The 22,197-nt window shown below is 69.7% G+C and carries 22 protein-coding genes; 13 read left to right on the plus strand and 9 right to left on the minus strand.

Features of this window, described 5'->3' with window-relative positions:
* Positions 1–77: 77 nt before the first annotated feature.
* Positions 78–926 carry a GntR family transcriptional regulator gene (locus tag ACFP3U_RS24745; protein ID WP_380227842.1) on the plus strand — a complete coding sequence of 283 codons (849 nt, stop codon included), beginning with the start codon at positions 78–80 and terminating at the stop codon, positions 924–926.
* Complete coding sequence (locus ACFP3U_RS24750; protein ID WP_380227843.1) at positions 923–1,621, plus strand: HAD family hydrolase; 699 nt, start codon at positions 923–925, stop codon at positions 1,619–1,621. Before ACFP3U_RS24745 ends, ACFP3U_RS24750 begins: the two co-directional genes overlap by 4 nt.
* A gap of 88 nt (positions 1,622–1,709) precedes the next feature.
* Here the strand turns inward: ACFP3U_RS24750 and ACFP3U_RS24755 are convergent, their stop codons facing one another.
* From ACFP3U_RS24755 to ACFP3U_RS24775, 5 genes are all read right to left on the minus strand, one after another.
* Entirely contained in the window at positions 1,710–2,252 is a 543-nt protein-coding gene (locus tag ACFP3U_RS24755) for a hypothetical protein (RefSeq protein WP_380227844.1), read from the minus strand.
* A 312-nt stretch (positions 2,253–2,564) separates the two neighbouring features.
* Positions 2,565–3,653 carry an ImmA/IrrE family metallo-endopeptidase gene (locus ACFP3U_RS24760; RefSeq protein WP_380227864.1) on the minus strand — a complete coding sequence of 363 codons (1,089 nt, stop codon included), beginning with the start codon at positions 3,651–3,653 and terminating at the stop codon, positions 2,565–2,567.
* Between the two features lie 31 nt (positions 3,654–3,684).
* Positions 3,685–4,332 (minus strand): hypothetical protein, encoded by a 648-nt coding sequence (locus ACFP3U_RS24765; RefSeq protein WP_352290457.1) that lies wholly within the window; start codon positions 4,330–4,332, stop codon positions 3,685–3,687.
* Positions 4,333–4,781: 449 nt separating this feature from the next.
* Positions 4,782–5,237 (minus strand): hypothetical protein, encoded by a 456-nt coding sequence (locus ACFP3U_RS24770; protein WP_380227845.1) that lies wholly within the window; start codon positions 5,235–5,237, stop codon positions 4,782–4,784.
* A 6-nt stretch (positions 5,238–5,243) separates the two neighbouring features.
* On the minus strand, positions 5,244–5,417 hold the full coding sequence (locus tag ACFP3U_RS24775) for a hypothetical protein (RefSeq protein WP_380227846.1): 174 nt from the start codon (positions 5,415–5,417) through the stop codon (positions 5,244–5,246).
* Between the two features lie 628 nt (positions 5,418–6,045).
* Between ACFP3U_RS24775 and ACFP3U_RS24780 the strand changes: the two genes are divergently transcribed.
* The 3 genes from ACFP3U_RS24780 to ACFP3U_RS24790 are packed head-to-tail and all read left to right on the plus strand — an operon-like array spanning position 6,046 to position 7,578.
* Positions 6,046–6,597, plus strand: coding sequence for a GntR family transcriptional regulator (locus ACFP3U_RS24780; protein WP_380227847.1), 552 nt, complete (start codon positions 6,046–6,048; stop codon positions 6,595–6,597).
* Positions 6,479–6,895 carry a hypothetical protein gene (locus ACFP3U_RS24785; RefSeq protein ID WP_380227865.1) on the plus strand — a complete coding sequence of 139 codons (417 nt, stop codon included), beginning with the start codon at positions 6,479–6,481 and terminating at the stop codon, positions 6,893–6,895. Before ACFP3U_RS24780 ends, ACFP3U_RS24785 begins: the two co-directional genes overlap by 119 nt.
* Positions 6,892–7,578 carry an HAD family hydrolase gene (locus ACFP3U_RS24790; protein ID WP_380227848.1) on the plus strand — a complete coding sequence of 229 codons (687 nt, stop codon included), beginning with the start codon at positions 6,892–6,894 and terminating at the stop codon, positions 7,576–7,578. The genes ACFP3U_RS24785 and ACFP3U_RS24790 overlap by 4 nt, the downstream gene beginning before the upstream one ends.
* Positions 7,579–7,657: 79 nt before the next feature.
* On the opposite strand, the gene ACFP3U_RS24795 is transcribed toward ACFP3U_RS24790, so the two are convergent.
* On the minus strand, positions 7,658–9,154 hold the full coding sequence (locus tag ACFP3U_RS24795; protein ID WP_380227849.1) for a NaeI family type II restriction endonuclease: 1,497 nt from the start codon (positions 9,152–9,154) through the stop codon (positions 7,658–7,660).
* Positions 9,155–9,664: 510 nt separating this feature from the next.
* Between ACFP3U_RS24795 and ACFP3U_RS24800 the strand changes: the two genes are divergently transcribed.
* The 6 genes from ACFP3U_RS24800 (at position 9,665) to ACFP3U_RS24825 (ending at position 16,649) form a co-directional block, all read left to right on the plus strand.
* On the plus strand, positions 9,665–10,774 hold the full coding sequence (locus tag ACFP3U_RS24800; RefSeq protein ID WP_380227850.1) for a peptidoglycan-binding protein: 1,110 nt from the start codon (positions 9,665–9,667) through the stop codon (positions 10,772–10,774).
* A gap of 110 nt (positions 10,775–10,884) precedes the next feature.
* The gene (locus tag ACFP3U_RS24805; RefSeq protein WP_380227851.1) at positions 10,885–11,715 is read left to right on the plus strand and encodes a MerR family transcriptional regulator; all 831 of its coding nucleotides are present in this window, start codon (positions 10,885–10,887) and stop codon (positions 11,713–11,715) included.
* Between the two features lie 66 nt (positions 11,716–11,781).
* Entirely contained in the window at positions 11,782–13,104 is a 1,323-nt protein-coding gene (locus tag ACFP3U_RS24810; protein ID WP_380227852.1) for an MFS transporter, read from the plus strand.
* 168 nt (positions 13,105–13,272) lie between these two features.
* Positions 13,273–14,637 (plus strand): FAD-binding oxidoreductase, encoded by a 1,365-nt coding sequence (locus ACFP3U_RS24815; protein WP_380227853.1) that lies wholly within the window; start codon positions 13,273–13,275, stop codon positions 14,635–14,637.
* 442 nt (positions 14,638–15,079) lie between these two features.
* Positions 15,080–15,409, plus strand: coding sequence for a hypothetical protein (locus ACFP3U_RS24820; protein ID WP_380227854.1), 330 nt, complete (start codon positions 15,080–15,082; stop codon positions 15,407–15,409).
* A gap of 457 nt (positions 15,410–15,866) precedes the next feature.
* Positions 15,867–16,649, plus strand: coding sequence for a pyridoxine/pyridoxamine 5'-phosphate oxidase (locus ACFP3U_RS24825; protein WP_380227855.1), 783 nt, complete (start codon positions 15,867–15,869; stop codon positions 16,647–16,649).
* A 129-nt stretch (positions 16,650–16,778) separates the two neighbouring features.
* Here ACFP3U_RS24825 and ACFP3U_RS24830 read toward each other — a convergent pair whose 3' ends face one another.
* Complete coding sequence (locus ACFP3U_RS24830) at positions 16,779–17,876, minus strand: EamA family transporter (protein WP_380227856.1); 1,098 nt, start codon at positions 17,874–17,876, stop codon at positions 16,779–16,781.
* A gap of 152 nt (positions 17,877–18,028) precedes the next feature.
* Between ACFP3U_RS24830 and ACFP3U_RS24835 the strand changes: the two genes are divergently transcribed.
* Positions 18,029–18,910 (plus strand): DUF1906 domain-containing protein, encoded by an 882-nt coding sequence (locus ACFP3U_RS24835; protein WP_380227857.1) that lies wholly within the window; start codon positions 18,029–18,031, stop codon positions 18,908–18,910.
* Between the two features lie 7 nt (positions 18,911–18,917).
* Here the strand turns inward: ACFP3U_RS24835 and ACFP3U_RS24840 are convergent, their stop codons facing one another.
* A complete protein-coding gene (locus ACFP3U_RS24840; RefSeq protein ID WP_380227858.1) occupies positions 18,918–19,115 on the minus strand; it encodes a hypothetical protein in 198 nt (65 codons plus the stop codon).
* A gap of 278 nt (positions 19,116–19,393) precedes the next feature.
* Between ACFP3U_RS24840 and ACFP3U_RS24845 the strand changes: the two genes are divergently transcribed.
* Positions 19,394–21,067: a long-chain fatty acid--CoA ligase gene (locus ACFP3U_RS24845; RefSeq protein ID WP_380227859.1), complete on the plus strand. Its 1,674-nt coding sequence runs from the start codon at positions 19,394–19,396 to the stop codon at positions 21,065–21,067.
* Positions 21,068–21,138: 71 nt separating this feature from the next.
* On the opposite strand, the gene ACFP3U_RS24850 is transcribed toward ACFP3U_RS24845, so the two are convergent.
* The coding region (locus ACFP3U_RS24850) for a response regulator (RefSeq protein ID WP_380227860.1) at positions 21,139–22,197 on the minus strand (1,059 nt) is incomplete at its 5' end.

A 22,197-nucleotide genomic window follows, 5' to 3' on the forward strand; every position in this document is an offset into this window, starting at 1 on the left:
ACATAGAGAACCTGCTTAGGCAGGTCAAGAGAGTTGGGTTTCTCGCGCCTGTTGGGCACCTGCCCTAGCATTGGCCCATGGCCTTGGACCCGGACGACTCGCGCCCCCCGTATCAGCAGGTCGGCAGCTCTCTGCGGGCCTCGATCCTCACCAAGAAGCCGGGCTTCGAGACCGGCGACAAGCTCCCCTCAGGCCCCGAGCTCGCGAAGCACTTCGGCGTGGCACGCGGCACGGTGGACAAGGCGCTCGACCTGCTCCGCACCGAGGGGCTGATCGTGACCCGGCAGGGGAGCGGATCCTTCGTGCGGGAGCGGACCTCTCGGCCGGTCGGGCTGCGGCCTCACCTCGAAGCCGCCTTCGAACAGCAGCAAGTGACCCTCGACTTCGCCGGGTTCTCCAGCGAGACGCTGCACAACGCGTTGCAGGAGCCGCTCGACAAGGTCCGCTCCGGCCGGCTGGCCCCGGAGTCCATCACGGTTCGCCTGCTGCTGCCGGACACCACGGCGCCCATGGCCGTGCCGGTGCTCGTCGACGGGCTCCAGGACGAGGCCGCCCTCCGGCAGCGCGCCCGCAACATCGCCCTGACGAACGCCGGCGGCATCGCGCACTCGGTGGAGATGCTGGCCGAGCTCGGCCTGGTCCAGAAGGCGAGCGTTCAGGTCAAGGTGCACCGGGGGTCCAGCCTGTTCAAGCTGTACATCCTGAACCGGCAGGAGGCGTTCTTCGGCTTCTACCCGCTCCGTGAGCGCACCGTGGCGATCGACGACACCGACCACACCTTCTACGACGTCACCGGCAAGGACACCACCCTGTTCCACCACGCCGCCGGCCCGGACGACGCCTCGCTCGGCTCGCAGTACGTCCAGCAGGCCCAGATGTGGTTCGACAGCGTTTGGAGCACGATCGCGTACGAGCGGCAGCCATGATCGCCACCCCTCAGCAACTCGCCGACGTGCTGCGGCCGGTGAAGCACGTACTCCTCGACTTCGACGGCCCGGTGTGCTCGGTCTTCGCTGGCCTCCCTGCCCCGGAGGTCGCACGGCGACTCCGTGAGGGCCTGCTCGCCACCGGCGCGCAGCCCCCGGCCGGGGCAGAGGGGCAGTGCGACCCGCTGGCCCTGCTCCGCCTGGTCTCGGATGCGCGCCCCGATCTCACGGAGATCGCGGACGCCGCGCTGGCCGAGCTGGAGACCGAAGCCGTCCGCGTTGCCCGCCCAACCCCGGGCGGAGAATCGGTTCTCCATGCGTGTGCCCGCTCCGGCCGCCTGATTTCAGTGGTCAGCAACAACGCGGGCGCGGCCATTGAGGCGTACCTTGCCGAGCACGGCCTCAGCGACTATGTGGTGGGCATCTTCGGCCGCGCCCCCGGTGACCCCTCATCTATGAAGCCGAACCCGAGGCTCCTGCTCGAAGCCATTGAGACCGTAGGCGCAGGGCAGGAGCACTGTGTCTTCATTGGCGACGCTGCCCGAGACGTGGAAGCAGGGAACGCGGCTGGCGTCCCCACTATCGGTTACGCAAACAAGCCAGGAAAGAACCTCAAGCTCGCTACTGCTGGAGCAGTCGCCGTGGTGGAGTCAATGTATTTCGTGGCAGAAGCTCTTATCGAGAGCAGGAGTTAAGAGACCGGGCGGCCTGTGGTAGCTCTTCATTCTAAACTAATCAGATGGGCATCCCACTGTTGTGGCGGGATGCCCATCTGATTAGGAGCTATGAGAGATCCGAGATATCGCGGAACCTCGCGCCCTCCGGGCCGTCGAACCATGACCAGGCTAGGTCGCGACCGTATGGAACCTCTGGGATAGCTGAAGTTCTTAGAATTTCACCAAGGGGAAGGACCTTATCGTTCTTCCATGAGGGCGATGAAATGCGAAGAGACGCCGACCATCGGTAGCGTCCAAGCAATGTTTTCCCGACAATTTTCAGCGAGTGGATCTCGCCGGGCTTCAGATCTATTACGTGATCTTCAAAGTATGGCCTGATGGCGATTGTTTCAACTCCGTCGCCATAGGTTATTTCTCGGGCGATGGGGTCGCTTTCGTCTAGATTTACCAAGACTGCGGTGATTCGCGAGGCGCCCCCGCCAGGATAGCCGATGGATACAGCGTCCAACGGTCGCCCCTCGCTGATCTTTTCGATTTCAATTGATCGAATCTGAAAAGCCGCGTCTGTGGTGTTTTCTATGTCGACTGTTATTGCGCTGCGTTCCACGTCGTATGGAGTGAATCGCGCGAACCAGCGATAGAGCGCCACATATGGAGGTTCGTCGTCATGGGTTCGGGAGATAGCTGTAACCTGTGGCGGCACCTGGTGCTGCAGAAATTCGGTGTCGGCTACGGTCAGTCTCCAAGTCTTTGATATCTGCTGGCGAACTGATATTGCAACCGGTGACCGCAGGCTCCGCCGACGTCGCTGAATAGCCCAAAGTGCCAGAAATGTGGCTACGGCGAGCGATGCTACGATACTCGCAGCAGCATCGCTGGCGAACGAATCAAATTTCAATCGATAATCCCTCTGGCGCAGCCGCGAAATATCCGTTCGTGGATTTAGACTATTCCGGATGCCCTATCCTTTGACAAGGTGGAGACTTGGCCTCTCTCGTAGAGTCAATTCTCCGCCACCATCGATCGCCAGAGGAATCAGGCCGAATACATATTCATTCAACTCTTCGGGGAATACATTAATCGCCTCGGCGACTTCGACGGGAGAGAATCCCTGAGAGCGGAGAGCCTCGAATACTTTAGCGAGAAGCTGGCTGCTTTCGCGTACCATGTGGGAGCCAGGCTCCGAGCGCCTGAAACCCATCTGAGAGAGCTGCTTTGCCGTCGTCCGATAGCTCCACTCGGAGATCAAGCCAAGGTCGTTCAGGCGATACGTAAGAGCCATTGCGGCAACGCCCCATTTGCGCTTGGCGCTGAGAATTCGCTCGATTGTTGCCCCGTTGAGTTTCTGGGCCAAGATTCCGGAGCGCGGCATTAGGAACGAGGAGGCGAATTGCTGAGCTTCCTGCTCAGCTTCTACGCCGTGCGGAATTCGATGCTCCGAGTGCATTACGAGGTGGCCGAGTTCATGAGCGGCATCAAATCTTCCCCGCTCACCACTCTTGCGTGTATTTAGAAAGATAAACGGAGTGCCGGAGCGAGTAGTAGAGAATGCGTCGGCATCAAGGCAGTCGCTAGGTAGGGAAAAGACCCGGACCCCATTGGCTTCAAGCAGGTGGACCAGGTTTGGCACTGGGGCCTCGCCGAGCCCCCAGTGTGCCCTGATCCTTTCCGCTGCTTCATCTGGCCTAAGGTGCGGGTATGTTGGAACATTTGGCCGGGGGAGTCGAAACTTTCCTTCAAGCCAAGTGTTTAGAGATGCGGCTACCGCGCCCGAGCTGAGTGCGCTGTCCCGTTCTAGTGCACTCATTTTGGAAGGGGCGCGGAAGCTCACGGCGTCCGCTTGCATAACTGGAATTGCAGGCGCCTCAAGAAAGGACTCGGGGACTTTCAGCGCTGCGGCGAGTGTGGAAAGTGTCTCCTGGGATGGCTTCTTATGGCCGTTCTCATGTGCCGTCAAGCTTCTAACGGAGATCCCGGATTCTCTACTGAGAGCTGCTAGCGTCATCCGTCGACGCTTACGAGCCAGGATCAGCCGAGCCGGCGTAAACACTTTCCTCAACTCCTACCAGTAGTTGCCTGCTTTAGCTCCCCCCGAGGAACTCGACCAAAACGTCAGGGCCGTCGTTGTCCCCCGGGTCATCGAGAAGCGAGATGTCAGAGCCCGGGTCGTCAATGTCCGGCAAGTCCCAAACGTTTCGGTACTTCCACTCATCGACGAACTTCCCGTTCATCTTCACGGGGAGCGACAGTTCGGCCGAGATGCCCGACCGCTTGCTTCGCTTGTAGAGGAAACACCAAGTCGGCATCTCCTCAAGCTGCCGACCGTACCTGACCTCGTCGGCAGTGAAGAAGGCGCCCTGACCGTTGCGGTCGACAAGTCGCGCCATAGCGGGGCCCTTCGGGTTCTTCGACCGCGGGCGAGCCTCCAGATCTCCGACGCCTCCTGCCCCACTCAGGGCGGTGACAGCAAACTCCAGGCTGGGATGGATGACCCGAAGGATGCTGTCGCGCTGCGTGTGCTTCCAGCCGCGAGGGATGAGCTCTTCCGCCAAGTAGCGGTTGCAGCGACTCCAGAACATGAACCCAGGAGCTGCCGGAGCGTCGAGCTCGGTGCAGCTCCGTACGTCTGCCACGGTACGAGCCAAGATGTCGTTCAGCAGCTCGGCCGGCAACTCCAGATCCTCGAGTCGGTGCCGCTCGGGCTCCCCAAAGGTGGTACGCGTTGCCACAACCCCTCCCCAGCTAGTCGGTTCCAAAAACTGTACCTCAACTGAGGCGCAGATTTTGGAACCGCGCCAATGATCGCACGTCAGTTCGATATTGTCATCGGGGAGGCGAAGTCAGCTCGGGTGGGGCTGTGGAGCACTCCTGGAGCGCGCTCGGGGGTCGTGCGGGGCCGCATCAGTGTCTGTGCAGCTGGCGGGCCGGTTGGGGTGGAATGCTCTGGCGATCTTGAAAACTGTCGTGCGGTGACCCCGTACCGTGGGTTCGAATCCCACGCTCTCCGCAGTTGGGAGAACGCCCAGATCAGGGCGGGTATCGGCCTCAGGCCGATACCCGCCCTTTTCGATTCCGTCCCGGGCCGTCCCACCCGTGTGCCGCCCCCGGTCAGTGCGCGTGGGCCAGCCGTGGGCCAACTTGGACCGCCGTGGAACAGCCGTCGAACGTGATCCCGGGCCTACTCGGCCGGTTCCCCGCACCGCTCGACCTTGCTGTTCGCCTGCTCCTGACGACCGTTGATGATCTTCGCGTAGAACTTGGTCAGCAGCCGGCCGTCCGGCGCCACCCCGTACGCGGCGACGTGCTCGCGGACCAACTGGACCAGCACGGGCGGGATCGGCACTGCCCGGCGGCCTCCAGCAGCGCGCGGCCCCGCGTACCGCAGGGCGTTGTTGAAGACCATCCACTTCCGGGTAAGCGTGGTGTCCGCGGCGAGGCTCCCGTCCATCAGCCGGGCGATGGCCTCCAGTCCGCGGCGGACGTTCTCGGAGTCCTCCAACTGGCCCAGAGGGATGGACTTCTTGGTCACCCAGGTCAAGGCCGAGGTGATCTCCTCGGGCGGCTCGGCCAGGTGCTCGGAGAAGTTGAACGCCCAGCAGGAGAGCGCACGGCGGAGAACCTTCCGATCCGTCACCAGCGCCTAGGTGAGCGTGGCCAGGGCATCCGCCCGGGTGGCGCGGTTCTTCGCCGACGAGCGCGTCCACTTCGCCTCGGCGTACTCCTCGGCGTGGGCGAACCACGACACCTGGTTCAGCTTCCGGAACTCGGACGCGGGCAGGCCGGTCTCGGTCTCGAACTGCTCGCCCTTGCGCATGGCGGTCAGCAGTTCCGCCCGCCGGCCGTCGGCGAGCGGGAAGGTGGCGAAGGTCGCCGAGTGGGGGTTCTTCCCTACCCGCCACCGGAGTTGGTGCGCTCGGAGACCGCGTCCGAGATCGCGGATGGCGTGGACCTGGACGTCATAGGTGAGCAGTCGGGCTCCAGAAAGTGAGCAGCCCCCGGCCGATCGGCCGGGGGCTGCGAGGGAAGGGCGGGCGCGGGTCAGGCGGTGGCGTTCTGCTCCTGTGCGGCCTACCAGGCGTCGAGGTCGCTGCGGCGGCCCCCGTTCTCACAGGCCCGGCCAACGTTGATCAACAGCACTGGCCGCCTCAATTGCCCAGGGCGGCCAGTAGGTCTGCGCCCTTGCAGGCGGGCGCGGCCTTTTGATCTAGGTCTCCGATCTGACAAGACGCCGGGATGCCTCGGCCCGATCTGTCCCGGGCCCCTTCGCCCTGGGCACGGCGGAAGGCCGGCCGTCCACGGGCGCATTCGTGCAGGTCAGAGCAGCCCAAATAAGGCCCCTCTGTGTCACCCCTGTCTCACTCGGTGCGACAGGGAACCTACTTAGGCGGTCCAAGAGAGTTGGGTTTCTCGTGCCTGTTGGGCACCTGCCCTAGCGTTGATGCATGGCCTTGGACCCGGACGATTCGCGCCCCCCGTATCAGCAGGTCGGCAGCTCTCTGCGGGCCTCGATTCTCACCAAGAAGCCGGGCTTTGAGACCGGCGACAAGCTTCCCCCGGGCCCCGAGCTAGCGAAGTACTTTGGCGTGGCGCGCGGCACGGTGGACAAGGCGCTCGACCTGCTCCGCACCGAGGGGCTGATCGTGACCCGGCAGGGGAGCGGCTCCTTCGTGCGGGAGCGGACCTCTCGGCCGGTCGGGCTGCGGCCTCACCTCGAGGCCGCCTTCGAGCAGCAGCAGGTGACCCTCGACTTCGCCGGGTTCTCCAGCGAGACGCTGCACAACGCGTTGCAGGAGCCGCTCGACAAGGTCCGCTGCGGCCGGCTGGCGCCGGAGTCCATCACGGGTCCGCCTGCTGCTGCCGGACACCACGGCGCCGATGGCCGTGCCGGTGCTCGCCGACTGGCTCCAGGACGAGGCCGCCTTCCGGGAGCGCGCCCGCAACATCGCTCTGACGAACGCCGGCGGCATCGCCCACTCGGTGGAGATGCTGGCTGAGCTGGGCTTGGTCCAGAAGGCGAACGTCCAGGTCAAGGTGCACCGGGCGTCCAGCCTGTTCAAGCTGTACATCCTGAACCGGTCGGAGGCGTTCTTCGGCTTCTACCCGCTCCGCGAGCGCACGGTGGCGATCGACGACACCGACCACACCTTCTACGACGTCACCGGCAAGGACACCACCCTGTTCCACCACGTCGCTGGCCCTGATGACGCCTCACTCGGATCGCAGTACGTCCAGCAGGCACAGATGTGGTTCGACAGCGTGTGGAGCACGATCGCCTATGAGCGGCAGTCATGACCGCCACCCCTCAGCAACTCGCCGATGTGCTGCGGCCGGTGAAGCACGTGCTCCTCGACTTCGACGGCCCGGTGTGCTCGGTCTTCGCCGGCCTCCCCGCTCCGGAGGTCGCGCGCCGACTCCGTGAGGGCCTGTTTGCCACCGGCGAGCAGGCCCCGGCCGGGGCAGCGGAGGAGACCGACCCGCTCGCCCTGCTCCGACTGGTCTCGAACGCCCGCCCCGACCTCGCGGCCAGCGCGGACGCCGCGCTGGCCGCGCTGGAGAGCGAAGCTGTCCGGGTTGGCCGCCCAACCCCGGGCGGAGAATCGGTTCTGGCAGCTTGCGTTCGCTTTGGTCGAGCCGTCTCGGTGGTTAGCAACAACGCAAGCGCGGCGATCGATGCCTACCTCTCAGCGCACAGGCTTAGTGGCTACGTGGCGGGTGTCTTCGGGCGTACTGCTGGCGACCCGTCGTCGATGAAGCCGAATCCGCGTCTCCTTCTGGAGCCTATGGCTGCCGCAGGAACCCAGCCTGCCGAGTGCGTATTCATCGGCGATGCCACGCGGGACGTTGAAGCAGGTAACGCCGCACGCGTGCCAACGATCGGCTATGCGAACAAGCCGGGAAAGCAAGAAAAGCTAGCCTCCGCTGGAGCAGTGGTCACTGTGGATTCGATGCAGTTGCCACCGCTCTTGCCATGGTAGCAAGCGAAAAAATCTTTCCTCAATGATGGATAGCTAAGGTTTGGATTTTTCTATCAATAGCGCCATGGAAGCTGTTTCGTCAGCTTGTCAATGATGCATTGCGGGCGATCCAGTGCACCTCTCTCATGCGCTCGGGGTAGACCTGTCGGATGACTCGATGGACCTGACTTATGAGCTCTTCAGGAACCCTGAAAAGTCCAGCGGAGTACGTAGACAAGTGTGGACTGCACCAGACGAAGAAGCAGATAGACCCGCTCGGGGCGTTACTGACGCGAATTGCTGGGTTCCTTCGTGTTGTGAATTTGAGGTCTACAAGGATCTCGCCTACCAGGAAGTCCCCGTAGTCGGCAGCTTCGAAGCTGAATCGATTTGAGATATTTCGGCCGATGAGTGTTGCGGCGATTATGGCGCTGCCAGAGCGATCCGCGATTGATTGTGCTGAGTTTTTGGGAAAATCAAAGGCGATTGTAATGGCATCGCCGATGCATGATCTCATCAGCTCTCCGGTCGGATCCCTTTCCTTGATATTTGAGAGCACTTCAAGGAGTTCAGTGTCGTCAACGCCATCGAGATCAAAGAAGAACTCGGTGTTGGCCTCGTCGGCCACGTGGTCGATCTCTTCGAGGGTTGCCGTGGCGATCGTCGCATTTAGAAACTGCTCGACACCGTCAAAGAATTCCGCAGCAGTCTCGATTCTCAGGTCGCACCCAGCGCGATCCTTCATCTCTTCGAACAGTGCGGGCCACGGGCGAGTCTCTTGACCGGGGCCGGCCGGTTCGTACCAGTCTTCCTTTGTGTCATTTGAGACGAACAAAACACGATCCACTCGCGAAGCCTTGGCGTACTCGATTACTTCTTCCCAGATTAGGAAGTCTCCAGCCCGCTCGATCTCCGTATCCTTCCCGTCGTCCAGAAAACCCGGAGGGATGTGATTCGGGAACCTGTAATCGATAGCGCTTCGAGTTCGCTTCTGGACTACTTCGGGGTGGGGTTTGTCTGCAATTCTTGGCCCGTATAGGTCTGCGACCTGCTCCAGTACTGGATCTGTATCGGAAATTCCGGTTGCACTCATGTCTTGGGAACTTCTAATGTCGGAGATAACTCCAAGGATCTTGGATTTCCACACTTTGCCGGTTTGCGAGAATTCGTCGATTAGGGAATTGATCTCACTGGGCTCTTCAATGCTTCGCGAATATCGACCGACCAGGCTCTCGATGTGGGCGGAGTGTGATTTTATAATCTTGAGTGCTTCGTTGAATTTCTTTTCTGTCAGGGCGCGGGCCTGGCTCAGTTCTTCGCTCTGCCTGATCAGTACGCGGCGCCTGCCGTTGACGAATTCAAGTCCCACTTGGTATGGGAGCCACAATCGGGCCGAGATGATCCTCAGTGCCGATATGATCTCGGCTCGACTTGGGCTTGTGTATTCATAGAGGCTAAGTAGGATATTTGTATCGAGGACAACTATTCCAGATTCGAAGAACTTTGCGCGCTCGCCCTCTTCGTGATTGGCTCCTCCGTGGATCCATGAGCTGTAGCGTTGCGAAAGTGGGGACTTCTGAAAGTTCGCATCTGGCATGGTTGCTGCAGTTACCGTTTCTGGAGGCGCCCTGGGGCCGGGTCCCTGGGCTCGTGCAGGGTGGGTCTGTGGTTTCGCGGAGTCTAGTGGCGCCTGCCGTTGGTGTGTTGGTGATCCGCAGTTGCTGATGCAGTTCGTTCCGCTGTGAAGCTTGGCCTTGTCGTCGACGCCACATGGGTGGAACGTTCAGCGTCCTGAGGCTGCCATGGTTGGCAGCCTTGCAGGTCAAGTGCTCGTATGTCTGTTCACGCGCGTACTCTTGAAAACTGTCGTGCGGTGACCCCGTACCGTGGGTTCGAATCCCACGCTCTCCGCTGGTAGGAGAAGAACCACCTGCTCAAGGCGGGTGTCGACCGAAGGGTTGGCGCCCGCCTTTGTGCTGTTCGGGGGTGGTGTCCTGGTTTCACCTGAAAGGGGGGTTTGTTGGGGGTGTGTCGTCCTGGGGAGGGGCGGGGGGCGTGTGTCGGTGCGTGAGGGGCGAATTGCCCTGGGCCCGGCAAGGAGAGACGGATGGCCTGGTACCCCGGCGCGGAGAAGATGGAGCTCCAGCCCGAGTCGGACGAGCAGGCGGCGATCACGCCGACGCAGGTGATCTTCCACAGTGTGGCGGCGCCCTGGACGCCGCGACGGATGTACGAGTACTGGAGGGACTCGACCAACCTGGAGTCGCACTTCGGGGTCGGGTACGACGGCGGTGTGGGGCAGTTCGTCGGTACCGGGACGCGGGCTGACGCCAATATGCACGCCAACCGCAGGGCCGACGGGACCGGGGCGGTCAGTGTGGAGACGGCCAGCGACGACCGGAGTACCGACCCGTGGACGGACGAGCAGGTCGGGGCCCTGATCGCGCTCGGGGCGTGGCTGCACCGGCGGCACGACATCCCGGTGCGGGTCTGCCCGGCCTGGGACGCGCCCGGCTTCGGGGTGCACCGGATGTTCCCCGAGTGGTCGGACGGCGGTACCGCCTGCCCGGGGGACGCCCGCGCCCGGCAGTTCCGCGAGGTGGTGCTGCCCGGCATCGCCGCGGCGGCCGGCGGCGCGCCGGTGCCGACGCCGCGCGGGGACGCCGGGCCCGCCCGGTACCGGGTGACCGTCAACGGGCTGGAGTACGGCTACGGCGCGCACGGACCGCACGTCAAGGAGGTCGGCGAGGCGCTCGTCCGGCAGGGCTTCGGTCGGCACTACCAGTCCGGCCCGGACGAGGACTGGCGGGACGCCGACACCCTCAACTACCAGGACTTCCAGCACAGTCTGGGGTACTCCGGGTCGGACGCCGACGGTGTGCCCGGCGAGGGGTCGCTGCGCCGGCTGCTCGGCCGGCTGCCCTCGCCGCGGCGGGTCTCGCTCGCCCACGTGGTCGCGGCGGCCCGCACCGACCCGGGCGCCGAGCAGGGCCACGAGACCTACGGCGGCGAGGTGCGGATCGTCGAACAGGCGCTGGTGGACGAGGGGTTCCTGGAGCAGCGCTGGGTGGACGGCTCGCTCGGCACCCGGACGGTGCAGGCGTACGCGGCGTACCAGCGCAGCCTCGGCTACGCGGGCGAGGACGCCAACGGCATCCCCGGCCAGCGGAGCCTGCGGACGCTGGGGGAGCGGCGGGGGTTCGACGTGACCGACTGAGCGGTGCCCGCCGAGAACGCCGAGAACGCCGGGAACGCCGGGGACGGCGGGCGGGCGATGGTCCCGGGGCTTGACCATGACACCGTGTGAGGGCCTGCACTGGAGGGACCATGTTGAACATCGGAGACTTCGCCAAACACGGCCGGGTGTCGGTCCGGATGCTGCGCCACTACGACGCCATCGGGCTGCTCCGGCCGGCCCGGGTCGACCCGTTCAGCGGCTACCGCTGCTACGAGGCGGCCCAGCTCACCCGGCTCAACCGGGTCATCGCCCTCAAGGACCTCGGCTTCACCCTGCAACAGGTGCGGGCCGTCCTGGACGAGGAGGTGGACACGGCCGAGCTGCGCGGGATGCTGCGGCTGCGGCGGGCCGAGCTCGCCGCGGCCATCGCGGCGGCCACCGAACGGCTGGCCCGGGTCGAGGCGAGGCTCCGGACGATCGAGAGTGAGGGGACCATGTCCACATCCGAGGTCGTGGTGAAGCGGCTGCCGGTGGTACGGGTGGCCGAGCTGACGGGCGTCGCGGCGAGCTACGAGCCGCAGGACATCGGGCCGGTGATCGGCCCGCTGTTCGACGACCTCTGCGGCCGGCTGGCGGCGGCCGGCATCGCGGGCGTCGGGCCGTCCGTCGCCCGGTACGAGGAGACCGCGGACGGCGACGGCTCGGTGCTGATCCGGGTGGCGGTGCCGATCCCGGCCTCGGTCGACCCGGCCGGGGAGCACGGATTCGCGGTGGTCGACCTGCCGGCCGTCGAGGAGGCGGCCACGGTGGTGCACCGGGGCTCGTTGGCGGACGCGCTGGGCTCCTTCCAGGCGTTGGCGCGCTTCATGGAGGAGAACGGCTACCGCTCGGCCGGCTACGCCCGGGAGCTCTACCTGGAGTGCCCCGAGGACGTGGCGGACTGGGTGACCGAACTGCAGGAACCGGTGGTGCGGGGGTAGTTCCCGGCCCTCCTCCAGCCGTCGGGCTTGCCCTGAAGCAGGTCGAGGGTCCTAGCGTCGGCGGGCATGACGACCACCGCCGACCTCGCGGCCGACGCCGCCCGCCCCGCCCCGGCGGCGCTGCCCGCCTCCTACCTGCGCTGGCTCGCCGGGACGCAGCTCGGGGCCCTGGGCGATGCCGCCCTCTACTTCGCCCTGGGCTGGGCCGCCGCCGCGCACGGCGGGGGCGCCGCCGGTCTGGTGCTCACCGTGATCACGGTGGCGCGGACGGCGCTGGTCCTGGTCGGCGGTGCGGTGGCGGACCGGCTGGGCGTCCGCCGGGTGATGCTCGCCGGGGACGCGGTGATGCTGGCCGCGACGCTGGCCCTGGCGGTGGTGGCCGGCGGCTGGGGCTCACCGCTCCCGGTGCTGGTCCTCGCGGCGGCGGTGATCGGGGTGGTGGACGCCTTCTACCTCCCGGCGAGCGGGGCGATGCCGCGTCTGCTGGTGGACGCCGAGCAACTGCCGCGCGCCCTGGCGCTGCGGCAGGCGGGCGGTCAGCTCGCCGGCCTGCTGGGGGCGCCGCTCGGCGGGGCGCTGATCGCGCTGGGCGGGCTGCCCGGGGTGGCGCTGGTGGACGCGGCGAGCTTCGCCGTCGTCCTGCTGGTGCTGCTGTTCCTGCCGGTGCGGGACCCGCGGCGGCTCCCGACCGCCGAGCGCGGGCCGGACGGGCCGGACGGGTCGAGGGAACCGGACGAGCCGCAGGAGGCGCAGGGGGTGCGGGAGGCGCGCGGGCTGCTGGGGGAGGCGGCGGCCGGCGTGCGGCTGGCGGCGGGGGACCGGCTGCTGCGGGAGGCGCTGCTGCTGACCGGGGCGGCGGCCGGGGCCCTGCTGCCGGTGGTCTCGCTGCTCGGGCCGCTGCTGGCGAGGGGGGCCGGGTGGAGTGCGGGGGCGGCCGGGCTGGTGGCGGGCGCCCAGGGCGCGGGCGTCCTGGTGGTGGCGGCCCTGCTCGCCCGCCGGGGCGGCGCGGGGAGCGGGGCGGCGTCCCGGAGCGGTGCGGGCGTGGGTGCGGCGGTCGGGCTCTGCGCCGCCGCCGTGGGCATCGCGCTGCTGGCCGCGGCGCCGGTCCCGGCGGTGGCCGTGCTCGGCGGGGTGGTCACGGGCGCGGGTTCCGGCCTGTTCGCCGGCCGGATCGGTCCGCTGGTGCTGGCGGCGGCGCCGGACAGCCACCTCTCCCGGGTGCAGGCCCTGCTGACCCTGGTGCAGAGCGCGGCGCTGGTGGTCTCGACCGGGGCGCTCGGCCTGCTCGCCGACTCGGTCGGGCCCCGGGCACCGATGGCCCTCTGCGCGCTGGCCACCGGCGCCGCCGGGCTGCTCGCGCTCGCCTCGCCCGTCCTGCGCCGCGCCTGACCGGCGGCCCCGACGAACGACCCTGACCACCCGGCCCCCGACTGCGTACTTGCCGGGTGGGCGGACGGCGGGCAGAGTGCGAGGGCCGGGCGCGGTCGAACGAACGGCGCGACGGCCGACGGCCATCCGACGACGGCAGGACGGGCGGCGGCGTGAGCGGAGGCGGCGATGAGTGACCTGACGGACCGGCTGGCGGAGGGCCTCCCGCCCGGCGCCCTGGTGGTGGACCCGGACGTGACGGCCGCCTACCGCCACGACATGGCGGACTTCTGCCCGGCCGGCACCCCCGCCGTGGTGGTCTTCCCGGAGACGGTCGAGCAGGTGCAGCACGTCCTGCGGACCGCCACCGCGCTGCGCGTCCCGGTGGTCCCGCAGGGCGCCCGGACCGGCCTGTCCGGCGCGGCCAACGCCGTCGACGGCTGCATCGTGCTGTCGATGGTGCGGATGAACCGGATCCTGGAGATCGACCCGGTGAACCGGATCGCGGTGGTCGAGCCGGGCGTGGTCAACGCCGAGCTCTCCCGGGCCGCCGCCGCCTCGGGGCTCGCCTATCCGCCAGACCCGTCGAGCTGGGAGTCCTGCACGATCGGCGGCAACATCGGCACCGGCGCGGGCGGACTCTGCTGCGTGAAGTACGGGGTGACCGCCGAGTACGTGCTCGGCCTCGACGTGGTGCTGGCCGACGGGCGGCTGCTCTCCACCGGCCGTCGGACGGCCAAGGGCGTGGCCGGCTACGACCTGACCCGGCTCCTGGTGGGCTCCGAGGGCACGCTGGGCGTCGTGGTCCGCGCGGTGCTGGCGCTGCGGCCGGCCCCCACCCCGCAACTGGCGCTGGCGGCGGAGTTCCCGAGCACGGCCTCGGCGGGCGCGGCGGTCTGCGAGGTGATGGCGCGCGGCTTCACCCCCTCGCTGATGGAGCTGATGGACCCGGTGAGCGTGCGCGCGGTCAACGAGCTGGCGCGGATGGGGCTGCCGGAGTCCACCAGGGCCCTGCTGCTGGTCGCCTTCGACGGCCCGGACCGGGTGGCCGAGCTGGCCGCGGTCGGGGAGCTGTGCCGGGCGGCCGGGGCGACCGAGGTGGTGCCGGCGGAGGACCAGGCCGAGTCCGAGCTGCTGCTGGAGGCACGCCGGCTGGCGCTGCCCGCGCTGGACCGGCTGGGCACCACGATGATCGACGACGTGGCGGTGCCGCGCTCGCGACTGGCCGAGATGCTGGACGGGGTCGCCGCGATCGCCGAGCGGCACGACCTGACCATCGGGGTGGTGAGCCACGCGGGGGACGGCAACACCCATCCGATCGTCATCTTCGACGCGGCGGACGCCGAGCAGGCGGCCCGGGCGCAGCGCTCCTTCGACGAGATCATGGCGCTGGGGCTGGAACTCGGCGGCACGATCACCGGGGAGCACGGGGTGGGGCTGCTCAAGCGCGAGTGGTTGGCCCGGGAGCTGGGGCCGGTGGCGATGGAGCTGCAGCGGCAGCTGAAGGCGGTCTTCGATCCGCTGGGGATCCTCAATCCCGGCAAGGCGGTTTGACCTCCCCCTCGGGCCGGGAAGGGCGCTGTACTCTCCGGATTTTTTGTTCTCCGGATTTTCCGACTGTCGCAGGATGGCTGGAATGTCGACACGGTAGCGCGACCGCACCGGCGGGGGGCGTGTTTGTTTCCGTCGCGCGCCGTGGTGGTGCGCCGGGTCGTCCGTGTGCCCCCTTCGCGCCGCCCCGGCGTACTCGGTCGTATCCGACTGTTCGGGCGACATCGCAGGTGGGTGGCGGTGTGTCGGCAGGATTCCGGTGCGGGGCGCAGTTATGCGCGGGGCTGCTGGATATCACGCTAAAGGGCGAAAAGGCCGCCGCGAGGTGGTGCTTTGTCGATTTGTTGCGGTTGTCTGTCTCCCGGCGTCGCAGCCCGCAGGTGTTCGTCTGGCCGGTGAACTCCCGCACCCCATTGCATGATTACCGCTTTTTTTGGAGGCTTCCATGGCTCGCAATCGAATCCGCCGGACCGCCGGTCTGTTGCTCGCGGCCCCGTTCGCGGCCGGGCTGCTGCTCGCCGGTGCCGGCGTCGCCGCCGCCGACAACGGCGCGCTCGCCAATGACGGGTCCAACAGTGGCGTGGTGTCCAACGTCGGGACGGGCAACGTCTTCGGCTCGGTCGACGGCAACTATGTCTCCACCCAGCAGACGGCCACCGGCTCCGGCGGCTCGAACCAGGCCAACACCCTCGCGGCGAAGGACAACTCCGGCGCCATCCTGGCCGGCCAGTCCAACGAGAACGTCAACATCGTCTTCGCGCCGGTCTTCCCCTGAGCACCCGGTCGACCGGGCGATCGAGCACCTGAACGTCCGGGTGCCGGCGCCGACCGGGTGCCGTCGACGGCGGGGGCGCCGTCGAAGGACGACCGGGGCCGGCCAGGACGGACGCGGGTGAGCCGATCGTCCGCGATCAGTCGCAGCAGTCGGCGAAGTGGATCGGAAACCTGGCGATCGAAACGGATCGCACAACGCGCAACCGGGTAGCGGAAAGGGTCACCGCGAACCGGTCCCGTGGGCGGCACCGCGCACCGGTGCCGCCCACGGGCACGTCCGGAGCCCGGTTCCGGCCCGGCTGCGGGCCGGTCCGGGGCCGGTTCGTTCAGGGCCCGTGCCCGGAGTCGTCACCGTACGGCGGTACGGTTGCGCTCCGACAGTGCACCCCCGCGCGCGGCGCCCCCGGCGGCCCGCCCGGCGAGGGGCTGCGGCCGCGGCAACCGGAGGGAAGGGCGCGATGGCAGCGGAGGAGGAGGGCCTGACCGGCCCCGGCGGGACCACGCCCGCACCCGGTCCCGGCGCGGGTCGGGAGTCGGCCCCGGAGCCGTGCCCGGAGGCGCGGTCCGAGCCCCGGTCCGTGCCCGAGCTGATGCTCGGCCGCCCGCCGATGACCCGCCCGCTGCCGGGGTTCGACACCGAGTCGGCCCCGCCCGAGCCCGGCCCGCTCTTCGTCGACTGGCTCGCCACCGCCCTCGACTCCGGAGTGCTGGACCCGCAGGTGTTCACGCTCTCCACGGTCGACGCCGACGGTCTGCCGGACGCCCGCGTCCTGGTGCTGCGTGATGTGGACGCGGCGGGGACCGGCTGGGTCTTCTCCGCCGCCGCCGACAGTCCCAAGGGCCGCCAGCTCGCCGACCACCCGGCCGCCGCGCTCACCGTCTACTGGCCGCAGCTCGGCCGCCAGGTCCGGGTCCGCGGCACCGTCGAACGGGCCGCCGACCAGGTGGCGGCGGCCGAGTTCGCCACCCGCTCCCCGGCCGCCCGGATCGGCGCGCTGGTCGGGCGGCAGAGCGAGCCGCTGGCCTCGCCGGCCGAGTACGAGGAGGCGGTGACGGTGGCCCGGCGCCGGCTGGAGGCCACCCCGGACGCCGTCGCCGCCGGGCACGCCGTCTACACGCTCTGGGCGCACGAGGTGGAGTTCTGGCAGGGGGACGCGGAACGCCACCACGTCCGCCTCCGCTACACCCGGACCGGACCGGTCCGCACCCCGGAGTGGTCCCGCACCCTGCTCTGGCCCTGAGGCCCCCTCCGGCCCTGAGAACCTCCGCGCCCTGAGAAGGCGCCGAGGACACCGGCGTACGACCGGGGGCGCGCATCCTCGCGATGCGCGCCCCCGGCCGTGTCCACCCGCCACCCGCCACCCGCCGCCTCAGCGCCGTCCGGTCAGCGTGGCCCCGACGCTCGCCGCCACCACACAGCCGATCCCGGCCAGCTGGGCGGCGCCCAGCAACTGCCCGAGCACCACCAGGCCGACCAGCGCGCTCACCGCCGGCTCCAGGCTCACCAGCACGCTGAACACCCGCTGGGGCATCCGCCGCAGCGCCGTCATCTCCAGCGCGTACGGGATCACCGGCAGCAGCAGGGACACCCCGGCGACCGCGAGCAGCAGCATCAGCGGCGAGGCGTCCGGCGCGGTCAGCCCGTCCCAGGCCTCGCCGAGGCCGAAGGGCGCCACCGTCAGCGCGCCGACCGTCATCGAGACGGCCAGCCCCTGGAAGCCCTGGAACGCCGCCCCGACCTTGTCCGTGAACAGGATGTACGCGGCGTAGCAGGCCGCCGCCCCGAAGGCGTACAGCAGGCCGACCGGGTCGAGCCCGGCGCCGCCCTCCCCGCCCTCGCCGAGCAGCGTCAGCAGCGCCACGCCGCCGGCCGCGAGCAGCGCCCACAGCAGGTGGCCGGCGCTGCGGGCGAAGACCAGCGCCACCGCCAGCGGCCCGAGGAACTCGATGGTGGCGGCGGTGCCCATCGGCAGCCGGTCGATCGCCCCGGCGAACAGCAGCGTCATCCCGGCCGAGGCCATGCCGAGCAGGCCGGCGGCGACCAGGTCGCGCGGCCGGCGCCCGCGCAGCCGGGGCCGGGTGACGGCGAGCAGGATGACCGCCGCGAAGCTCAGCCGCAGGAAGGTGGTGCCGCTGACCCCGAGCGGGCCGAAGAGCGGCTTGGAGAACGCGATGCCGGTCTGCACCAGGAACATCGCCGTCAGACAGAGCAGCGGCGCCGGGATCCTCCCCCAGCCTTCGGCCGGGGGGTCCCCCATCGGGCGCCGCAGGAGGTTCGGGAACCGTCGGCCGGACGGTCGGCCGGGCCGTGCGCCGGGTGGCAGCCCCTCGCCGGGCGCCCCGCCTCGTCGCCAACCGCCCCGCTCGCCGGCGGGCTCGCCCTTGGGGGCGGGCGGCATGGCAAGCGCCTCGGCGACGGCGGCGGCCGGCGTCGGGGCGGAGGTTTCGGTGAGGTGGGGCGTGGGCATGATGGCGAGTTTGCCGTAAGGACCCAGTGGGCGGCAAGCTCGTTACCAATATCGGGACGGATGCGGACGGGTGCGTCCGAAAGGGTGGGCTTCCCGGGGGGACGCGGCGTGGCTGCCGCGGATGACCGACGTACCGTCAGTATCAAGGCGGCGTGCGCTATCTCCGCCCAGCGGCCGTGGCCGCCGCCTCCTTCGTCCTGCTGCTGGCCGCCGCCGGCGGTCCGGGCGCGAGCGCCGACGAGACCGCCCCGGTGGCCGCCGCCGTTCCCCGGATCCGGGCCACCGTCCTCCCCGACCGGGTCGGCCCGCCCACCGCCCGGGCCCGGGACCACTACGCCGGGCCGGCCTTCGACGCCTGCACCGCGCCGCCGCTGGAGACCCTGCGGGCCTGGCGGGACTCCTCGCCGTACGGCGCGGTCGGCATCTACACCAGCGGCGGCCAGCGCGGCTGCGCCCAGCCCAGGCTCACCGCCGACTGGGTCCGGCAGGCCCGCGCGATGGGGTGGCGCTTCCTGCCCGTGCACGTCGGCCTCCAGGCGCCGTGCAGCGAGCTGAAGGGCAAGCCGCAGCGGATCGACCCCGCGCGGGCCGCCCAGCAGGGCCGCGAGGAGGCGGACGAGGCGGTCCGCGGCCTGAAGGCGGTCGGGCTCGGCAAGGGCAGCCCGGTCTTCCTGGACATCGAGGCCTATCCGCTGCGCGACCCGGCCTGCGGACAGGCCGTGGTCGACTTCACCCTCGGTTGGACCCAGGCCCTGCACCTGGCCGGCTACCGCTCCGGCTTCTACTCCAGCCTGGACTCCGGGATCGCCGACCTCGCCGCGGCCGCGCGGGCCGGCAGCGCGCCGCTGCCCGACACCCTCTGGTACGCCCGCTGGGACGACCACGCCGACACCGCCGGCGGCGGGGCGCTCGCTCCCGACCTGTGGGTCTACCACCAGCGGGTCCACCAGTACCGCGGCAACGTCGAGGAGGTCTACGGCGGCGCGGCGCTCACCGTCGACCGCAACCAGGTCGACGCCCCGCTCGCCGGCTGACGGGGCCTCACTCCCGCAGGCCGAGCCCCAGGAAGCCCAGGCCCCCGCACTCGCGGCAGGTCTCGGGGATGTACCCGGTGCCGCTCCGGCCCGCGCGCACGCCCATCCGCGCCTGCGTCCGCACCCCGTCCGAGCAGCACGGGCACGGCATCCGGAGGCCGGTCGCCGCCGGCCCCGGCCGTGGTTCGTCGTGCCCGTCACCCATGACCCCAGTATCCCGCCCGCTCCGGCGGCCGATCGCCCCTCCCACCCGGTCGGGGCCCGTCCGCCGGTCACGGGTCGGCGCGCCGCCGGGCGCGCCGCCGGGCGCTCCGCCGGGCGCTTCGCCGGGCCGTGACCGGGGCAACGGGGCCGGAGTGCTGACAGCGGGGGGACGGCGCGGCACAATCGGGCTCGACTGCTCCGTATTACCGCCCAGTAGCCGGTCTTCCGGTCGGGCCGGGGGCAGAGCCGCCGCAGTGCCGCCCAGGTCAAGGAGGACCCGTGTTCAGCACGATGCAGGACGTCCCGCTCACCGTCGCCCGAATCCTCGAACACGGGTCGACCGTCCACGCCCGCTCGACCGTCACGACCTGGGACGGCACCGGGCCGGTGGTCCGGACGTACGCGGAGGTCGGCGCGCGGGCCGCGCGGCTCGCCTGGGCGCTGCGGGACGAGCTCGGCGTCACGGCGGACGACCGGGTGGCCACCCTGATGTGGAACAACGCCGAGCACCTGGAGGCCTACCTCGCGGTGCCGGCGATGGGGGCGGTGCTGCACACGCTCAACCTGCGGCTCCCGGCGAACCAGCTGGCGTACATCGTCGACCACGCCGCCGACCGCGTGATCATCGTCAACGGCACCGTCCTCCCGCTGCTGGCCGCCGTCCTGCCCCAGCTCGCCCCGACGCTCAAGCACATCGTGGTCAGCGGCCCCGGCGACCGCTCGGTGCTGGCCGGCTTCCCCGGCGGCGTGCACGACTACGAGGAGCTGATCGCCGGCCGGCCGGCCGAGTACCCCTGGCTCACCGACATCGACGAGCGCCGGGCCGCCGTGCTCTGCTACACCTCCGGCACCACCGGCGACCCGAAGGGCGTGCTCTACAGCCACCGCTCGGTCTACCTGCACTGTCTCCAGGTCAACACCGGCGACAACTTCGCCTTCACCCCGCGCGACATCGCGCTGCCGGTCGTCCCGATGTTCCACGTCAACGCCTGGGGCATCCCGCACGCCGCCTTCATGTCCGGCGCGAGCCTGCTGATGCCGGACCGCTTCCTCCAGCCCAGGCCGATGGCCGAGATGATCGCCGCGGTGCGGCCGACCGTCAGCGCGGCCGTGCCGACGATCTGGAGCGGACTGCTGGACGAGCTGGACGCCGGCGACTACGACACCTCCAGCCTGCGCATGGTGGTCATCGGCGGCTCGGCCTGCCCGCCGGCGCTGATGAAGGCCTTCGACGAGCGCCACGGCATCCGCGTCATCCACGCCTGGGGCATGACCGAGACCTCGCCGCTCGGCTCCTTCGCCCAGCCGCCCGGCGGCCTCACCCCGGAGGAGGAGTGGCCGTACCGGGTCAGCCAGGGCATCTTCCCGGCCTCCGTCGAGGCCCGGCTGATCGGCCCGGTCGGCGAGCGGATGCCGCACGACGGCGCCTCGGCGGGCGAGCTGGAGGTGCGCGGCCCGTGGATCGCGGGGGCGTACTACGGGGGCGCGGGCCAGGACCCGGAGCGCCCGGACGACAAGTTCTCCGAGGACGGCTGGCTGCGCACCGGCGACGTCGGCACGATCACCGCGGACGGCTACCTGACCCTCACCGACCGGGCCAAGGACGTGATCAAGTCCGGCGGCGAGTGGATCTCCTCGGTCGACCTGGAGAACCACCTGATGGCCCACCCGGAGGTGGCCGAGGCCGCCGTGGTGGCCGTTCCGGACGAGAAGTGGGGTGAGCGGCCGCTGGCGACCGTGGTGCTGCGGCCGGGCGCCACCGCCGGACTGCCGGAGCTGCGGGCCTTCCTGGCGGAGCGGATCGCCGCCTGGCAGCTGCCGGAGCGCTGGGCGATCGTCGAGTCGGTGCCGAAGACCTCGGTCGGCAAGTTCGACAAGAAGGTGATCCGCGCCGACTACGCGGCGCGGAAGCTGGACGTCACGCTGCTCGGCAAGGAGTCCAACAAGGAGTAGCCGGACAGGCCCTGGGGCCGGCCACCCCGGGAAAGGGGTTGGCCGGCCCTCGGCGTCGGCGGGTGCGGGCGTCAGCCAGCGGCGGCGACGCCCGCCTCGCCCATGGCGCCGATCCGCCCGAGCAGGTCGACGATCCGGGACTGGACGTCCTCGCTGGTCGAGCGCTCGGCGAGGAAGAGCACCGTCTCGCCGGTGCGCAGCCGGGGCAGTTCGCGCGGGTCGAGGTCCACCGAGGTGTAGACGACGAGCGGGGTGCGGTGCAGCCGGTCGTTGGCGCGCAGCCAGTCCAGCAGGCCGACCCGGCGGCGGCGGATCTGGAGCAGGTCCATCACCACCAGGTTGGGCTGCACGCTGCTGGCCCGGGCGACGGCGTCGTTCTCGTCCACCGCGTGCTCGACGTGCATGCCGCGCCGCTCCAGGCTGCCGATCATCGCGGCGGCGATGTCCGGGTCGCCCTCGACCAGCAGGACGCGCGGGGCGTGGTTCTCGCCGTCGCGCGGGGCGAGGGCGCGCAGCAGGACGGCCGGGTCGGCGCCGTACGCGGCGTCCCTGGTGGACTGGCCGAGGCCGGCGGTGACCACCACCGGGACCCGGCTGTTCAGCGCGGCGGTGCGCAGCGACTGCAGCGCGGTGCGGGTGATCGGCCCGGTCAGCGGGTCGACGAAGAGCGCGGCGGGGAAGCCGGCGACCTGCGCGTCCACCTCCTCGCGGGAGCGGACGATCACCGGGCGGTAGCCGCGGTCCTGGAGCGCCTGCCGGGTGGCCGGGTCGGGCTCGGGCCAGACCAGCAGCCGGCGCGGACCGCCGTCGGGGGCGGGGGCGGGCACCGGGGGGTGCTCGCCGGCCTCGTCGTGGCCGCCCGCGGGGGCGATCGGCAGGGCGGCCGGGGCCGCCGGGACGGGCGCGGCGGGCAGCTCGGCCATCGGGCGCGGTACGGGCAGGGCCTCGGGGGCGCCGAGCTGACTCACCTGGACACCCGCACCGGGCGCGCCGGGGCCGCCGAGCGGACGCGGCGGGGCCAGCTCGCCCAGCCCGGTGCCGACCGGCTGCGGCCCGCCCTCGCCGTGGTCGCCGGCCCCGGGGAGGGCGAGCGCGGCGCCGTCCGGCAGCGCCGGGGCCGCCGACGGCAG

Source organism: Kitasatospora misakiensis, assembly GCF_042656005.1.
Lineage (GTDB): Bacteria > Actinomycetota > Actinomycetes > Streptomycetales > Streptomycetaceae > Kitasatospora > Kitasatospora misakiensis.